Consider the following 14,820-nt stretch of genomic DNA (forward strand, 5'->3'; position numbering starts at 1 on the left):
CCCTTGGGAGTGCCGGTACCTCGAACAAGCTGTGCTAAAGTCAGCCTCCTTTTTGACGACATTCCCGTGATATGACCGACTCCAGTCCCAGCGCAAGCCCTTCGAGCTTGAAAATCTACTTCCGTCTGCTTGGCTATGTGCGGCCCTATATTGGTCTGTTTCTCATCAGCATCGTCGGGTTCCTGATCTTCGCTTCGACCCAGCCCATGCTCGGCTACATCCTCAAGTATTTCGTCGATGGCCTGTCCAATCCCGAGGCTGCGCTGTTTCCCACTGTGCCCTACCTGCGAGACATGCGGCTGCTGCAGGCGGTGCCACTGTTGATCGTGCTGATCGCTGCCTGGCAGGGCCTGGGTTCCTACCTGGGCAACTACTTCCTGGCCAAGGTTTCCCTGGGCTTGGTGCATGACCTGCGGGTGCAGTTGTTCAACAACCTGTTGACCTTGCCCAACCGCTACTTCGACAAGCACAACTCGGGACACCTGATCTCGCGCATCACGTTCAACGTGACCATGGTGACGGGGGCCGCGACCGATGCGATCAAGGTGGTGATCCGCGAAGGCATGACGGTGATCTTCCTGTTTGCCTCGTTGTTGTGGATGAACTGGCGCCTGACCCTGGTGATGATTGCCATCCTGCCGCTGATTGCGATCATGGTGCGTACCGCCAGCAAGAAATTCCGCAAGCAAAGCAAGAAGATCCAGGTGGCCATGGGCGACGTGACTCACGTTGCCTCGGAAACCATCCAGGGCTATCGCGTGGTGCGCAGCTTTGGCGGCGAGACCTATGAGCAGCAGCGCTTTCTAGCGGCCAGCCAGGGCAACACCGACAAGCAACTGCGCATGACCCGCACCGGCGCGATCTACACGCCGCTGCTGCAACTGGTGATCTACAGCGCCATGGCGGTGCTGATGTTCCTGGTCCTGTACCTGCGTGGCGATGCGTCGGCGGGGGAAATGGTGGCCTACATCACCATGGCCGGGTTGCTGCCCAAGCCCATTCGTCAGCTGTCGGAAGTCAGCTCCACCATCCAGAAAGGCGTGGCCGGCGCGGAAAGCATCTTCGAACAGTTGGACGTCGAGCCCGAGGTCGATCATGGCACGGTGGAACACGCCAGCATCAGCGGACACCTGGAAGTGCGTAACCTGAGCTTCACCTATCCAGGTACCGAGCGTCAGGTGCTGGACGACATCAGCTTCAGCGTCGAGCCCGGAAAAATGGTCGCCCTGGTGGGGCGTTCCGGCAGCGGCAAGTCGACCCTGGCCAACCTGATCCCGCGCTTCTATCACCATGACAAGGGCCAGATCCTTCTGGACGGCACCGAGGTTGAAGATTACCGCCTGCTGAACCTGCGTCGGCATATCGCCCAGGTTACCCAGCACGTCACCCTGTTCAGCGACACCGTGGCCAACAACATTGCCTATGGCGACCTGGCCGGGGCACCGCGGGCTGACATCGAAAAGGCCGCGGCCGACGCCTACGCCATGGACTTCATCGCCCAGTTGCCAGAAGGCCTCGACACTCAGGTGGGGGAGAACGGCGTGCTGCTTTCGGGTGGCCAGCGTCAGCGCCTGGCGATTGCCAGGGCCTTGCTGAAGAACGCTCCGCTGCTGATTCTCGACGAGGCCACCTCGGCCCTGGACACCGAGTCCGAGCGGCATATCCAGGCTGCCCTGGACAAGGTCATGAAGGGACGTACCACCCTGGTGATTGCGCACCGTCTGTCCACTATCGAGAAGGCGGACATGATCCTGGTCATGGATCAGGGACGGATTGTCGAGCGCGGCACTCATGCCCAGTTGCTGGCCCAGAATGGCTACTACTCGCGGTTGCATGCCATGGGGCTGGAAGAGCCCGCACCCACCGGGATCGCCTGAGTCTTTCCGGGGAGCGAGCCCGCTCGTTCCCCGGAGCCTCCAGGGTGTGCAAGGCACCTTGGCATCATTTGTATGGCCCGTCTTACAGTCTTGACCAAGGCTAAATAATTCTGCGTTTCACGCTTGTTATGGTTCCCGCCTGAATCTTCGAATGGATCGAGAGGGCCATCCTTCTCGCGTGGGTACCGCAATGCTGCAACGTTTTGTGTGGAAGTTATTACCCAAGACCCAGCGTCATTTCCTGTTGGGTCGCCTGTCGGTGGTGGATCGTCAGGTGGTGAACAAGTCCATGTCCGCCAATGTGCGGTTCCCCGATGCTTTTGCCCGTCATTCCTGTCTGTTTATCCATGTTCCCAAGTGTGCCGGCAGCAGCGTCTGTTCGGCCCTGTTCGACGGGTGGATGCCGGGGCACCTGCCGTTGTACTGGTATGAGCAACAGTTTCCCCGGGCGTTTTCCAGCAGCTTCAAGTTCGCCTTCGTCCGCGATCCCCTGGAACGCGCCTATTCGGCCTATGCCTTTTTGCGGGGCAACCGCCTGGGGCGACGGGATCAGGCGGCCCAGAGCCTGGTGACGCACTACCGGGACTTCGACGACTTTGTCGGCCGCTGGCTGCACTCGGAGAATATCCACAGGCAGATGCATTTCGCGCCCCAGAGCGACTTCCTCACCGACTCCCTGGGGCGCCTGGCCCTGGACTTCATCGGCTATCAGGAATACCTGCAACGTGACTTCCAGCTGCTGTGCCAGCAGTTGGGGGTCGATGCCCAACTGCCCCATGTCAACGGCACTGCTCAACGCCGCACTACCCCTGTCAGGGAATTCTGCTCGGTACGCACCCGTCGCCTGGTGCGCCGTGTCTATCAACGCGACTACGAGATGCTGGGTTATGAATAAGCTCGCTTGTGCGCCTTTGGAGCAACTGCAGATCCGCCCCTACAGCCTGTCGCTGTCCATCGAGGCCCGGGCCGCCCTCAAGCGGCAGAAGCCCTGTTGTCTATGGCTGACGGGCCTGTCGGGGGCCGGTAAGTCGACCCTGGCCAACCTGCTGGAACTGCGCCTCAACGAGTTGGGCATGCATACCTTCGTCCTTGATGGCGACAATGTGCGCAGTGGGCTGTGCCGTGACCTGGGAATGGGGGCCGAGGCACGCAAGGAAAATATCCGCCGCATGGCCGAGGTGGCGCGGCTGATGGTGGAGGCTGGGCTGTTGGTGATCGTGTCGGCGATTTCACCGTTTCGCGCCGATCGTGATGCTGCCCGGGCGCTGTTCGGGGCTGGACAGTTTATCGAGGTGTACATCAGCACGCCGTTCCAGGCCTGTGCCCAGCGTGACCCCAAGGGCCTGTATCAGGCGGCCCTGGAGGGCCGTATCAAGGATTTCACCGGGCTCGACAGTCCGTATGAAGCGCCTTTGCAAGCCGATTGCGAGATCGATACGTCCTGCGTGGAGTTGCCGGAGGCGATCCGCCGGCTGCTGCAACTGCTGGCGTGCAAATGAATCGTAGAAAATCTTCGCCGGCCTCACTCAAGGCATAGAACTAGGCGGCGCCAACCCTGTGTTAATATCGCGCCCCTGTTCATTTTGTATGTGGGATGCTCCATGAAGTTGTCCATGCCGCGATTCGATCAAGCCCCTGTCTTGGTGGTCGGCGATGTCATGCTCGACCGTTACTGGCATGGTGGTACCTCACGGATTTCCCCTGAGGCGCCGGTGCCGGTGGTCAAGGTCGAGCAGATCGAGGACCGCCCGGGTGGTGCCGCCAACGTTGCCCTGAACATCGCCGCCCTCGGTGCGCCCGCCTCCCTGGTCGGGGTGACCGGTGACGATGAGGCTGCCGACAGCCTGGCCAACAGCCTGCAAGGTGCGGGCGTACGTGCACTGTTCCAGCGCATTGCCCACCAGCCGACCATCGTCAAGCTGCGGGTCATGAGCCGTCACCAACAGCTGCTGCGCATCGACTTTGAAGAACCCTTTGCCACCGACGCCCTGGCCCTGGCGGCCGAGGTCGACGCTTTGCTCGACGGCATCAAGGTGCTGGTGCTGTCCGACTATGGCAAAGGTGCTCTGCGCAACCATCAGGTGCTGATCGCGGCCGCGCGGGCCCGTGGCATTCCGGTGCTGGCGGACCCCAAGGGCAAGGATTTCTCCATCTACCGTGGTGCCAGCCTGATCACGCCGAACCTCAGCGAGTTCGAAACCATAGTCGGCGGCTGCGCCGACGAGCACGAACTGGTGAGCAAGGGCGCCAAGCTCATGCACGATCTGGAGCTGGGGGCGCTGCTGGTGACCCGTGGCGAGCACGGCATGACCCTGTTGCGTCCGGATCATCCGGCCCTGCATCTGCCGGCCCGTGCCCGTGAAGTGTTCGACGTCACTGGGGCCGGTGATACCGTGATTTCGACCCTGGCGGCAGCGATTGCCGCCGGTGAAGAGCTGCCCCACGCGGTGGGCCTGGCCAATCTGGCCGCGGGCATTGTGGTCGGCAAGCTGGGGACGGCGGCCATCAGTGCACCGGAGCTGCGTCGGGCGATCCAGCGCGAGGAAGGTTCCGAGCGCGGTGTTCTGAGCCTCGATCAGCTGTTGCTGGCCATCGATGATGCCCGGGCGCACAACGAGAAGATCGTGTTCACCAATGGCTGCTTCGACATCCTTCACGCTGGGCATGTGACCTACCTTGAACAGGCCCGGGCTCAAGGGGACCGATTGATCGTGGCGATCAACGACGATGCTTCGGTCAGCCGCCTCAAGGGGCCTGGACGTCCGATCAACAGTGTCGACCGGCGCATGGCGGTGCTGGCGGGGCTGGGGGCCGTGGACTGGGTGATCAGCTTTTCTGAAGGCACTCCGGAAAACCTGCTGTCCCAGGTCCGCCCGGACGTGCTGGTCAAGGGTGGCGACTACGGCATCGATCAGGTGGTGGGCGCCGATATCGTCACGGCGTATGGCGGCACGGTGAAGGTGCTGGGATTGGTGGAGAACAGCTCGACCACCGCCATCGTCGAGAAGATCCGCAAGACCGACAAGGCCCAGTAACGGTTGCAGTCTGAAAAAACGGCGCCTGCTCCAGGCGCCTTTTTTTTGCCTCAGCCTTGGCGCCTGGCCTTGGCGGGAACCATCTTGCGCAGGATCTGCCGGGCCTTGCCGGTCAGGCGCGAAAGCTTCGAGTCCTTTTCCGGTTCGCTCAGGCCTCGTTGCCTGAGCCAGTCCTTCCAGCGAATCCGCTCCTCACGCACCACCCAGCCTTCCTGCTGGGCGAAGCTTTCGGCCAGGTACAGGCCGCGGGTGCTGGCCGGGTGCAGTTGATCCTTCTTCAAGGTGTACAGCTCGGCACAGGGCTGGCCATTGTCCAGGGGCATCAGGTACAGATCCGGCCGCTTGCGGTCCAGGCGCGCCACCAACTGGTCGCCTTCCAGGCGCTCGTCGACGTGGAACAGGCTCAGCGACTTGGCTTCCTTGGGGACGTCCAGGCGCAGGTCATAGATCAGTTGCAACGAGGCGGTGGGCAGGTGCACGTAGGCTCGGGGTCGCTCCAGCAATTGCAGGTTGGCGCAGCGTACCGGTCGCGCGGCTCCGGACAGTGGAGTCAGGCGAAAGGGCAGGGCCTCGCGATAATGCAGGGCCCCGGCGTAAGGGGCAGGTAGCCAAGTGTCGTTGAAGCGTCCGCCGAGCCAGCCTTCCGGGGTTTCCAGCAGGCATTCCTCGGCGATTTCCTGGATGGCCGTGTGCAGCGGCAGGTTCAGTTCATGGGCGGGTACGTAGCCGGAGATCAGCTTGAGCACCACGTCGCCGCGGTCCTGGCGTCGCTGGCGCACCAGCACCCAGTAGTCACGGTTCTGCCAGTGCAGGGTCAGGCGTACAGAAACCCCGAGGTTGGCCAGTTCCAAGGCAAACCTTTCGTGGTCTGCCACCGTCACCGCGCGTCGGCGCTGCAGGGTCTGAGCGAAGTTCAGCGGCCTCCCGACGCTCTGGTAGCAGAGGCCTTCGGGAGTCGCCTCGACGAACAGCGGCAGGGTCTTGAAGTTGCTGGGGTTCTTTCTAATGAGCGGTCGCGACATCTCGGCTCCTTCTTGCGTCGGGGTCGGCCGCGTCGGCGGCATCAGTTGGTAGCTAGGGTCTGTTCCCGTTTGGCATGCAACCCGAAGGGACGGGGCTCACTGGGCACAGGGCGGCGTTGCTCGGAGCTTATTTGGAACAACCAAACAGCGCTCCTCGCGCCTTGCCCTGTGCCCAGTGAGCCGCCGTCGCGGCCTGTCACCAAGCGGGAACAGACCCTAGAACCTGTGCCACGGTCGCCACGTTATGGGCCAGGTGCAACGGGTTGATGGTCCCGACGATAGCACTGGCAACGCCGGGCCGCTCAAACAGCAGTTCGAAGCTGGCCCGCACCGGGTCGATGCCCGGACTCAGGCAGACATGGCCGCTGGCCAGGGCCTTTTTCACCAGGATGCCCTTGTGGTGGTCGGCGGCATAGTCAATGACCGCCCGCTCGGCCTGTTCGTTCAGATTGTAGGTAACCATGGCGCAATCGCCTTGCTCCAGAGCCTTCAGACCGCCGTCGACGGTCTTGCCGGAGAAGCCGAAGCCACGGATCTTGCCCTCCTGCTTGAGCTGCGCGAGGGTCTGGTAGACCTCGTACTGCTCAAGGATCGCCAGATCGTTGCCGTCGGAATGCACCAGCACCAGGTCGATGAAGTCGGTTTCCAGGCGTTGCAGGCTGCGCTCCACGGACAGTCGGGTGTGAGCGGCACTGAAGTCGTGGCGGGACACGCCGTCGGCAAACTCTTCGCCGACCTTGCTGACGATCACCCATTCCTGGCGCTGGCCGCGCAATAGGGGGCCCAGGCGCTCTTCGCTGCGGCCGTAGGCGGGGGCGGTGTCAATCAGGTTGATGCCCAGGTCGCGGGTCAGCTTGAGCAGCATGCGGGCTTCCTGGTCATCTGGGATCTGGAAGCCACTGGGGTACTTCACCCCTTGATCACGGCCCAGCTTGACCGTGCCCAGGCCCAGAGGCGAAACCATCAGGCCGGTGCTGCCGATGGGGCGATGCAGGTTATGCAGGGTCGGCTGGCTCATGGCAGCAGTTGCTCCCAGGCCGGTTGTGCCAGGGGCGGCTTGGGCAGGGCGGGAAGTGGATCACTGTGGCCTGGACGAATGCCGTCGCGCTCCAGAGCCGCGAGAACGCGGTCGGCGAAGTCCGGCGCCAGGGCCAGTTTGGTCGGCCAACCCACCAGCAGGCGATCCTGCTCGGCGAGGAAGGCGTTATCCGGCCGGGTCAGGCCCGATTGCGCCGGCTCGGCCCGATCCACTCGCAAGGTGGCCCACTGCGCCTGGCTCAGGTCGACCCAAGGCAGCAGTTGCCCCAGTTCCTTCTGGGCAGCGGCGATCTGCGCCGCCGGTTCCCGGGCCACGCCTTCGGCTTCGGCGAGATCGCCTCCCAGGTACCAGACCCATTGGCCGTCGGCAGCCGGGTGAGTGGTGACGGTGATCCGGGGTTTGGGGCCGCCGCCCAGGCAATGGGCGTACAGGGGTTTAAGGGTTGGCCCCTTGACCAGCACCATGTGCAGCGGACGTTGCTGCATGGCCGGCTGGCTCAGGCCGATGGCCTTGAGCAGGTCGGCATTGCCGGCACCGGCGCTGAGGACGATGCGTTGCGCGCGGATCTCGCGTCCATCGATCCGCAGGCCCACCAGATGATCATTCTCCAGTAGGGGTTCGATCTTCTGTCCGGCCAGCAGGCTATCGCCGCCGAGGTCTGCCAGACGCTGGATGACGCTAGGCACATCCACCACCAGCTCGGCCAGGCGATAGACCTTGCCTTTGAAGCGTTTGTCTTGCAGGGCCGGGGGCAATTGTTCGCCCTTGACCTGATCGACCCGGCCGCGCACGGCCTTACTGGCAAAGAAGCTGGTGAGGTTGCCGGCCAGGGTGCCGGGAGACCAGAGGTAATGGGCGTCGGACAGCAGGCGCACGCCGGACAGGTCCAGCTCGCCGGTGCCGGCCAGGACTTCGCGCCAGCGCCGCGGCATGTCGGCGATGGCTTCCGAGGCACCGGTGAGGGCGCCGTGCAGGGCGTATTTGGCGCCGCCGTGGATGATCCCCTGGGATTTCACGCTCTGTCCGCCACCGAGGCTGGCGCTTTCCACCAGTACAGTGGAATAGCCCTGGCGCCGCAGACGGGCGTTGAGCCAGAGACCGGCGACGCCTGCGCCGACAATCAGCACATCGGTAGAAATAGCGGATGGCATGCAGCGACCTCAGTGTTCAAAACGAGAGGCGCAGTATACAGGCTCGTGAATCTGTAGGAGCGGCCAGGCGAACCCCGTGACAGGTTGTCACGGGGTGGGCTGCTCGCCGGCAAGCCGGCTCCTGCATGGGCAGAGGGTCAGTGCCCGGCGGTTTTAGAGAACAGCTGGATCACCACCACGCCGAGGACGATCAGCGCCATGCCCAGCATGGCCGGGATATCCAACTTCTGGCCGTAGAGAAACAGGGCGGCGATGCTGACCATGACGATGCCCATGCCTGCCCACACTGCATAGGCCACGCCTACCGGGACGGTGCGCACTACCAGGGTCAGCATCCAGAACGCCACGCCGTAGCCGACGATGATCAGCGCCAGGGGCAGTGGTGTACTCAAGCCCTTGACCGCTTTCATTGAAACAGTGGCAATTACTTCCGCGCAGATGGCGATGGCCAGGTAGTAGTAAGCGTTCATGGGAGGGTTCCTCGTGTCTGGGACTGCTTTTCTGAGGTCGGCATTCTAGAGAGTGTTCAGATGGGGTAAAGTCATTACCTATCTGTTATGGAGATAGGTTGCTCTATGAACATGCAATGGAACCTGGAGCAGTTGCGGCTGTTTGTCAGTGTTGCCGAGCTGCGCTCGTTTTCTGCAGTAGCCCGCCAGCAACGCAAGGCTCAGTCCGCCATCAGCAGTGCCATTGCCCTGCTGGAAGAGGATCTGGGAGTGAGCCTGTTCGAGCGCAGCAGCGGCCGTCAGCCAAAGCTCACCGAAGCCGGCAGTGCCTTGTTGCAGGAGGCCCGGGAAATCCTCCGCCAGTGTGATCGCCTCAATGGCCGGGCGCTGGCTTTGATGCGGGGCCAGGAGGCGCGGTTGCGCCTGGCCCAGGATGAGGCGATGCCCTATCAGCCGGTGCTCGACAGCCTGGAGGCACTGGCCGAGCGCTTTCCCAGCCTGGAAGTGCAACTGGCCAGCGGTGCTCAGGGGGACGTGGCGCGAAAACTGGTGGAGCGTCGGGCTGACTTGGGGCTGCTGTTTCACCATGAGCAGATGCCGGAAACCCTGGAGCGCCAAGCCCTGGGCAGCGTCGAGATGGTCACTGTCTGCGCCGTGGGGCATCCGCTGGCCCATGAGAAACGGGTCAATCGTCAGCTTCTGGCCCGGCACCGGCAGTTGCTGATCGCTCCTCAACTCAGCGGTTATCCTGGTGGCGAGCAGGTCAGCCCCCAGGTCTGGCGGGCTGACAGCTTTTACGTCATGGCTGAATGGCTGATGCGCGGCCTGGGCTGGGCCTGGCTGCCGCGGCATGTGGTGCAGTACCCGGCTTACCAGCACCAGATGGTCGAATTGGTCAGCGAATGGACCCCGCCGGCGCTGGTGGTGGAGTTGGCCTGGCGCCGCGACGAACCTCTGGGGCCGGCGGCGCGTTGGCTGGCGGAACGTTTTGCCGTGCACCTGAAGGCGATCGGCTAAAAAACCGATAAACTCCGCCGCCATGAATAGAACTCTCTATACCGCACTGTTTTACCTGGGGCTGCCATTGGTAGCGATTCGCCTGTGGCTGCGTTCGCGCAAGGCTCCGGCTTATGCCAAACGCATTGGCGAGCGTTTCTCCCTTGGCTTGCCGGCCATGCAGACTGGCGGCATTTGGGTGCATGCGGTGTCTGTGGGCGAGAGCATCGCCGCCGCGCCGATGATTCGTGCCCTGTTGGCCCGTTATCCCCAGTTGCCGATCACCGTGACCTGCATGACGCCCACCGGCTCCGAGCGTATCCAGGCGTTGTTCGCCAATGAGCCACGAATCCAGCATTGCTACCTGCCTTACGATCTGCCCTGCGCCGCGGCGCGGTTTCTGGATCGGGTGCAGCCCAAGCTGGCGGTGATCATGGAGACCGAGCTGTGGCCCAATCACATTGACCAGTGCGCCCGGCGCGGGATTCCGGTGGCCCTGGCCAATGCCCGGTTGTCCGAGCGCTCGGCCAAGGGCTATGGGCGTTTTGCCCGCCTGACCGCGCCCATGCTGGGGCAAATGAGCCTGTTCGCGGTGCAGACCGAAGCCGAAGCCGAGCGTTTCCGTCAATTGGGTGCACGTCCCGAGACGGTGGAAGTCACAGGCTCGATCAAGTTCGACCTGAGCATTGACCCGCAACTGCTGGAGCGTGCCCGGGATCTGCGCCAGCAATGGCAGGCCATGGAGCGCCCGGTGTGGATCGCCGCCAGTACCCACGAAGGTGAAGATGCCGTGGTGCTCGACGCCCATCGGCAACTGCTGGCCAGTTACCCGAATGCCCTGCTGATCCTGGTGCCACGGCACCCGGAGCGCTTCAACTCGGTGTTCGAGTTGTGCCAGCAACAGGGATTCGCGACGGTTCGCCGCTCCGCTGGGGAACCGGTGGGCGCCACCACCTCGGTGTTGCTGGGGGACACCATGGGCGAGTTGCTGTTCCTCTACGCCCTGGCCGACAGCGCTTTTGTCGGCGGCAGTCTGGTCGCCAATGGCGGGCACAACCTGCTGGAGCCGGCGGCCCTGGCCAAACCGGTGATCAGCGGGCCGCACCTGTTCAACTTCCTGGAAATCGCCGCGATGCTGCGCGAGGCCGGTGCCTTGCAGGAGGTGGATGACGCTGAGGGACTGGCGGTGGCGGTGCAGCGCCTGTTCGAGTTGCCCCGGGATGCACAGAAGATGGCCGAGGCCGGGCTCAAGGTGCTCAAGGCCAACCAGGGGGCCTTGCAGCGGTTATTGGATGGCCTTGATCGTCTATTGAACAGGCACTGATCGTCCGTCTGTAGCCGCTGCCGCAGGCTGCGTTCGGCTGCGTAGCGGCCGCAAAAAAAGGCCACCCGCCAAGGTGGCCTTTTTCATGGCTTCAAGCTTCAGGGACGAGCCTTGAGTTGCTCTTGTGCGGCCTTGGCCAGGTCGGGCGGCAGGAAGTCACGGTCCGGGTTGTAGTCGGCCTTGAGGTAGCGCGACAGGTCTTGCAGATCACCGGGGTTGAGGGTGCCGGCGGCCTGCTTCAGGCGCAGGTTGTCGAGGATGTAGTCGTAGCGGCTGTTGTTGTAGTTGCGCACCGAGGTGTACAGCTGGCGCTGGGCATCGAGCACGTCGACGATATTGCGCGTCCCCACCTGATAGCCGATTTCCGTGGCTTCCACCGCGCTCTGGTTGGAGATGATCGACTGGCGTCGGGCCTGGACCTGCTCGACATCGGTATTCACAGCGCGGTGCAGGTTGCGGGTGTTCTCCACCACCTGGCGGCGCAGGGATTCACGCTGCTGTTCGGTCTGGCTCAGGCGCGAATAGGACTCGCGAACCTGGGAGCTGGTCAGCCCGCCGCTGTAGATCGGGATGTTCAACTGCAGGCCGATGGAACGCTGTTCGACATCGCTGCCGTAGCGCGTCAACGGATTGGGGTTGCTGAAGCCCAGGGCGTCGTTGTCGCCTTTCTTGTACTGCGCCACGGCGTCCAGGGTCGGGGCGTGCCCGGCCTTGCGCTGCTTGAGGGTTTCCTCGGCGGCGCTGACCGCGTAGTTGCTGGCCAGCAGGTTGAGGTTCTGCTTGGCGGCGGTGTCGACCCAAGCCTTGGCATCGTTGGGGGTCGGCGCCAGCACCGGCAGGGTATGGACGATGCCCTGGATCGCGTTGTACTCGCGGTTGGTCAGGGTGATCAGGGCCTCGAAGGCGTCGTCCACCTGGCGCTGGGCAAGGATGCGGTTGGCCCGGGCGGTGTCGTAACTGGCCTGGGATTGCAGTACGTCGGTCTTGTCCGACAGGCCCACATCGAAGCGTTCGTTGGACTGATCCAGCTGGCGTTTGAAGGCGGCTTCCTCGGCCTTGGTCGAGGCCAGGTTGTCCTGGGCGCGCAGCACCGCGAAGTAGTTCTCCGCGCTTTGCAGGATCAGGTTCTGTTCGGTGGCCGAAAGTTGCAGCGAGGCCTGTTCGTTGATGTCCTTGGCGGCTTGCAACTGGAACCAGCGATCGGCGCGGAACAGCGGCTGGGCCAGGGTCGCCTGGTAGACGTTGCCGCTGCGGGTCGAGGTCATGGAAGGCTCATCGAACCTGGTGCGGGTATTGCTCATGTCCGCGCCGGCAGAGAGGTTGGGCAAAAGCCCGGCGCGAGCCTGGGGCACCACTTCCTTCTGGGCGCCGTACTGGGCGCGTGCAGCGGCCAGATCGGCATTGTTGTCCACCGCTTCCTGGTAGACGCTGACCAGGTCGGTCTTGGTGGTCAAAGGCGCTTCTGCTGCCCAGGCCATTCCATTGGACGCACAAGACACGGCAACAGCCAGTGAGAGTTTGCGCAGCATTCGGCGATCCCTAGAGTTGATATTACGGAGATAATCCAGGCGCCAAGGCTAAGGCGCGACCCATAGAGCGTCAAGGTTCGACACAGGGCAAGGAGTGTAGAGCCGCTGGCAGGTCGCAACAATCCGCTAATTACGCCATTCATCCTGCTTATTGCACGGGGGTTGGCGTTCTGTCCCGGCTTTGTCTAGACTGGCCCGGTTCTTGTCGGGGTGCCTTGCTATGAGGCTGAGATCGGATAATCCGGATCCCGTTGAACCTGATCAGGTTAGCGCCTGCGTAGGGAACAAGATTTCTCGTCACCCGGCGAGTCCTCTTGTGCTTCGTCCGGGATGTTGTTCGACAATCGAACACCCCTCGAGTACCAAGCACTGCACTCACTAGTTGCTTAGACAGGGTGCGTCCGTCCGCTACAGGTTCGCTCCGACAAAATCCCACTGCCTGGATGCTGTCTGGAGAGCCCGTGATGACGACAAAACTAAAAAACGCTAGCAACCTCAGTGAGTCGGCCCAAGTCGACCAACAATCGGTGCAGCCCTTTACCCGCTCGCAAAAAGTCTATGTCCAGGGTTCCCGCCCGGACATCCGCGTGCCCATGCGCGAAATTACCCTGGACGTGACCCCCACCGATTTCGGCGGCGAGATCAACGCGCCGGTCACTGTGTACGACACCTCCGGTCCTTACACCGATCCGAACGTGGTGATCGATGTGCGCAAGGGCCTGGGCGATGTACGTTCGGCGTGGATCGAAGACCGTGGCGACACCGAGCGCCTGGCGGGCCTGAGCTCCAACTTCGGTCAGCAGCGTCTGGCGGACCCGGAATTGACCAAGCTGCGTTTTGCCCACGTCAATAACCCGCGCCGAGCCAAGGCCGGGGCCAACGTCAGCCAGATGCACTACGCGCGCAAAGGCATCATCACCGCCGAGATGGAATACGTCGCCATCCGCGAAAACATGAAGCTGCAGGAGGCCCGCGCCGCCGGCCTGCTGAAGCAGCAACACGCCGGCCACAGCTTCGGCGCCAGCATTCCGAAAGAAATCACCCCAGAGTTCGTCCGCGAGGAAATCGCCCGCGGCCGCGCCATCATCCCGGCCAACATCAACCACGTTGAGCTGGAGCCGATGATCATCGGCCGCAACTTCCTGGTGAAGATCAACGGCAATATCGGCAACAGCGCCCTGGGTTCTTCCATCGAGGAAGAAGTGGCGAAACTGACCTGGGGCATCCGCTGGGGTTCGGACACGGTGATGGACCTGTCCACCGGCAAGCACATCCATGAAACCCGCGAGTGGATCATCCGCAACTCGCCGGTGCCGATCGGTACCGTGCCGATCTACCAGGCCCTGGAAAAGGTCAACGGCGTGGCCGAGGACCTGACCTGGGAGCTGTTCCGCGACACCCTGATCGAGCAGGCCGAGCAGGGCGTGGACTACTTCACCATCCACGCCGGCGTGTTGCTGCGCTATGTACCGCTGACCGCCAAGCGCGTCACCGGCATCGTCTCCCGGGGCGGTTCGATCATGGCCAAGTGGTGCCTGGCGCACCATAAAGAGAACTTCCTCTACACCCATTTCGACGAAATCTGCGAAATCATGAAGGCCTACGACGTCAGCTTCTCCCTGGGAGATGGTCTGCGTCCGGGGTCGATTGCCGACGCCAACGACGAAGCCCAGTTCGGTGAGCTGGAAACCCTCGGCGAGCTGACCAAGATCGCCTGGAAGCACGACGTGCAGTGCATGATCGAAGGCCCGGGCCACGTGCCGATGCAGTTGATCAAGGAGAACATGGACAAGCAGCTGGAGTGCTGCGATGAGGCACCGTTCTACACCCTGGGCCCGCTGACCACCGACATCGCTCCGGGCTACGACCACATCACTTCTGGTATCGGCGCGGCGATGATCGGCTGGTTCGGCTGCGCCATGCTCTGCTACGTCACGCCCAAGGAGCACCTGGGCCTGCCGAACAAGGATGACGTGAAGACCGGGATCATCACCTACAAGATCGCGGCCCATGCTGCCGACCTGGCCAAAGGTCACCCTGGCGCGCAGATCCGCGACAACGCCCTGTCCAAGGCGCGTTTCGAGTTCCGTTGGGAAGACCAGTTCAATCTGGGCCTGGACCCGGACACCGCACGTTCCTACCACGACGAAACCCTGCCTAAGGATTCGGCCAAGGTGGCACATTTCTGTTCCATGTGCGGGCCGAAGTTCTGCTCGATGAAGATCACCCAGGAAGTGCGCGAATACGCGGCCAACCAGCGCATCGAAGCGGTGGATGTGGATGTCGCCAAGGGACTGGCCGAGCAGGCCGCGCGCTTCAAGCAGGAAGGCAGCCAGCTGTACAAGAAGGTCTAAGCCACGAGCTGCAGGCTGCAAGCGGAAAGCGGAAAGCAAAGGCC

12 protein-coding genes and 1 riboswitch are annotated in these 14,820 nt (G+C 62.8%); of the genes, 7 read left to right on the forward strand and 5 right to left on the reverse strand.

The window, feature by feature from the left end:
• Positions 1–71: 71 nt before the first annotated feature.
• The 4 genes from msbA to hldE all read left to right on the forward strand — a co-directional run bounded on the left by msbA (position 72) and on the right by hldE (position 4,912).
• Positions 72–1,877 carry a lipid A export permease/ATP-binding protein MsbA gene (gene msbA / locus ACMGF8_RS07660; RefSeq protein WP_102862877.1) on the forward strand — a complete coding sequence of 602 codons (1,806 nt, stop codon included), beginning with the start codon at positions 72–74 and terminating at the stop codon, positions 1,875–1,877.
• 190 nt (positions 1,878–2,067) lie between these two features.
• On the forward strand, positions 2,068–2,772 hold the full coding sequence (locus ACMGF8_RS07665) for a sulfotransferase family 2 domain-containing protein (protein WP_102862878.1): 705 nt from the start codon (positions 2,068–2,070) through the stop codon (positions 2,770–2,772).
• Positions 2,765–3,376 (forward strand): adenylyl-sulfate kinase, encoded by a 612-nt coding sequence (gene cysC / locus ACMGF8_RS07670; protein ID WP_102862879.1) that lies wholly within the window; start codon positions 2,765–2,767, stop codon positions 3,374–3,376. The genes ACMGF8_RS07665 and cysC overlap by 8 nt, the downstream gene beginning before the upstream one ends.
• 102 nt (positions 3,377–3,478) lie before the next feature.
• Complete coding sequence (gene hldE, locus ACMGF8_RS07675) at positions 3,479–4,912, forward strand: bifunctional D-glycero-beta-D-manno-heptose-7-phosphate kinase/D-glycero-beta-D-manno-heptose 1-phosphate adenylyltransferase HldE (protein ID WP_102863061.1); 1,434 nt, start codon at positions 3,479–3,481, stop codon at positions 4,910–4,912.
• Between the two features lie 50 nt (positions 4,913–4,962).
• On the opposite strand, the gene ACMGF8_RS07680 is transcribed toward hldE, so the two are convergent.
• From ACMGF8_RS07680 to ACMGF8_RS07695, 4 genes are all read right to left on the reverse strand, one after another.
• Entirely contained in the window at positions 4,963–5,934 is a 972-nt protein-coding gene (locus tag ACMGF8_RS07680) for a metal ABC transporter ATPase (protein ID WP_102862880.1), read from the reverse strand.
• Between the two features lie 196 nt (positions 5,935–6,130).
• On the reverse strand, positions 6,131–6,952 hold the full coding sequence (locus tag ACMGF8_RS07685) for an aldo/keto reductase (protein WP_102862881.1): 822 nt from the start codon (positions 6,950–6,952) through the stop codon (positions 6,131–6,133).
• Positions 6,949–8,124 (reverse strand): NAD(P)/FAD-dependent oxidoreductase, encoded by a 1,176-nt coding sequence (locus ACMGF8_RS07690; protein WP_416759186.1) that lies wholly within the window; start codon positions 8,122–8,124, stop codon positions 6,949–6,951. The genes ACMGF8_RS07685 and ACMGF8_RS07690 overlap by 4 nt, the downstream gene beginning before the upstream one ends.
• Before the next feature lie 137 nt (positions 8,125–8,261).
• Entirely contained in the window at positions 8,262–8,594 is a 333-nt protein-coding gene (locus ACMGF8_RS07695) for a DMT family transporter (protein ID WP_011058907.1), read from the reverse strand.
• 111 nt (positions 8,595–8,705) lie between these two features.
• Here ACMGF8_RS07695 and ACMGF8_RS07700 point away from each other — a divergent pair, with 111 nt between their 5' ends.
• Together ACMGF8_RS07700 and waaA are read left to right on the forward strand one after the other, a co-directional pair.
• Entirely contained in the window at positions 8,706–9,590 is an 885-nt protein-coding gene (locus ACMGF8_RS07700) for a LysR family transcriptional regulator (protein WP_162884166.1), read from the forward strand.
• Positions 9,591–9,612: 22 nt separating this feature from the next.
• On the forward strand, positions 9,613–10,893 hold the full coding sequence (waaA, locus tag ACMGF8_RS07705; RefSeq protein WP_102862884.1) for a lipid IV(A) 3-deoxy-D-manno-octulosonic acid transferase: 1,281 nt from the start codon (positions 9,613–9,615) through the stop codon (positions 10,891–10,893).
• 98 nt (positions 10,894–10,991) lie between these two features.
• Here the strand turns inward: waaA and ACMGF8_RS07710 are convergent, their stop codons facing one another.
• Positions 10,992–12,422, reverse strand: coding sequence for a TolC family outer membrane protein (locus ACMGF8_RS07710; protein WP_102862885.1), 1,431 nt, complete (start codon positions 12,420–12,422; stop codon positions 10,992–10,994).
• Between the two features lie 196 nt (positions 12,423–12,618).
• Positions 12,619–12,723: riboswitch (TPP riboswitch) on the forward strand.
• Positions 12,724–12,886: 163 nt separating this feature from the next.
• Here ACMGF8_RS07710 and thiC point away from each other — a divergent pair.
• Positions 12,887–14,776, forward strand: a complete 1,890-nt coding sequence (gene thiC, locus ACMGF8_RS07715) for a phosphomethylpyrimidine synthase ThiC (protein ID WP_102862886.1) — start codon at positions 12,887–12,889, stop codon at positions 14,774–14,776.
• Positions 14,777–14,820 lie beyond the last annotated feature (44 nt).

The organism is Pseudomonas sp. BNK-7 (genome assembly GCF_048072025.1).
GTDB classification, from domain to species: Bacteria; Pseudomonadota; Gammaproteobacteria; order Pseudomonadales; family Pseudomonadaceae; genus Aquipseudomonas; species Aquipseudomonas danubii.

What these genes read in the sequence shown, in the direction of transcription:
- msbA (WP_102862877.1), top strand. Translation starts at nt 72, where the DNA reads ATGACCGACTCCAGTCCCAGCGCAAGCCCTTCGAGCTTGAAAATCTAC.
- ACMGF8_RS07665 (WP_102862878.1), top strand. Translation starts at nt 2,068, where the DNA reads ATGCTGCAACGTTTTGTGTGGAAGTTATTACCCAAGACCCAGCGTCAT.
- cysC (WP_102862879.1), top strand. Translation starts at nt 2,765, where the DNA reads ATGAATAAGCTCGCTTGTGCGCCTTTGGAGCAACTGCAGATCCGCCCC.
- hldE (WP_102863061.1), top strand. Translation starts at nt 3,479, where the DNA reads ATGAAGTTGTCCATGCCGCGATTCGATCAAGCCCCTGTCTTGGTGGTC.
- ACMGF8_RS07680 (WP_102862880.1), bottom strand. Translation starts at nt 5,934, where the DNA reads ATGTCGCGACCGCTCATTAGAAAGAACCCCAGCAACTTCAAGACCCTG.
- ACMGF8_RS07685 (WP_102862881.1), bottom strand. Translation starts at nt 6,952, where the DNA reads ATGAGCCAGCCGACCCTGCATAACCTGCATCGCCCCATCGGCAGCACC.
- ACMGF8_RS07690 (WP_416759186.1), bottom strand. Translation starts at nt 8,124, where the DNA reads ATGCCATCCGCTATTTCTACCGATGTGCTGATTGTCGGCGCAGGCGTC.
- ACMGF8_RS07695 (WP_011058907.1), bottom strand. Translation starts at nt 8,594, where the DNA reads ATGAACGCTTACTACTACCTGGCCATCGCCATCTGCGCGGAAGTAATT.
- ACMGF8_RS07700 (WP_162884166.1), top strand. Translation starts at nt 8,706, where the DNA reads ATGCAATGGAACCTGGAGCAGTTGCGGCTGTTTGTCAGTGTTGCCGAG.
- waaA (WP_102862884.1), top strand. Translation starts at nt 9,613, where the DNA reads ATGAATAGAACTCTCTATACCGCACTGTTTTACCTGGGGCTGCCATTG.
- ACMGF8_RS07710 (WP_102862885.1), bottom strand. Translation starts at nt 12,422, where the DNA reads ATGCTGCGCAAACTCTCACTGGCTGTTGCCGTGTCTTGTGCGTCCAAT.
- thiC (WP_102862886.1), top strand. Translation starts at nt 12,887, where the DNA reads ATGACGACAAAACTAAAAAACGCTAGCAACCTCAGTGAGTCGGCCCAA.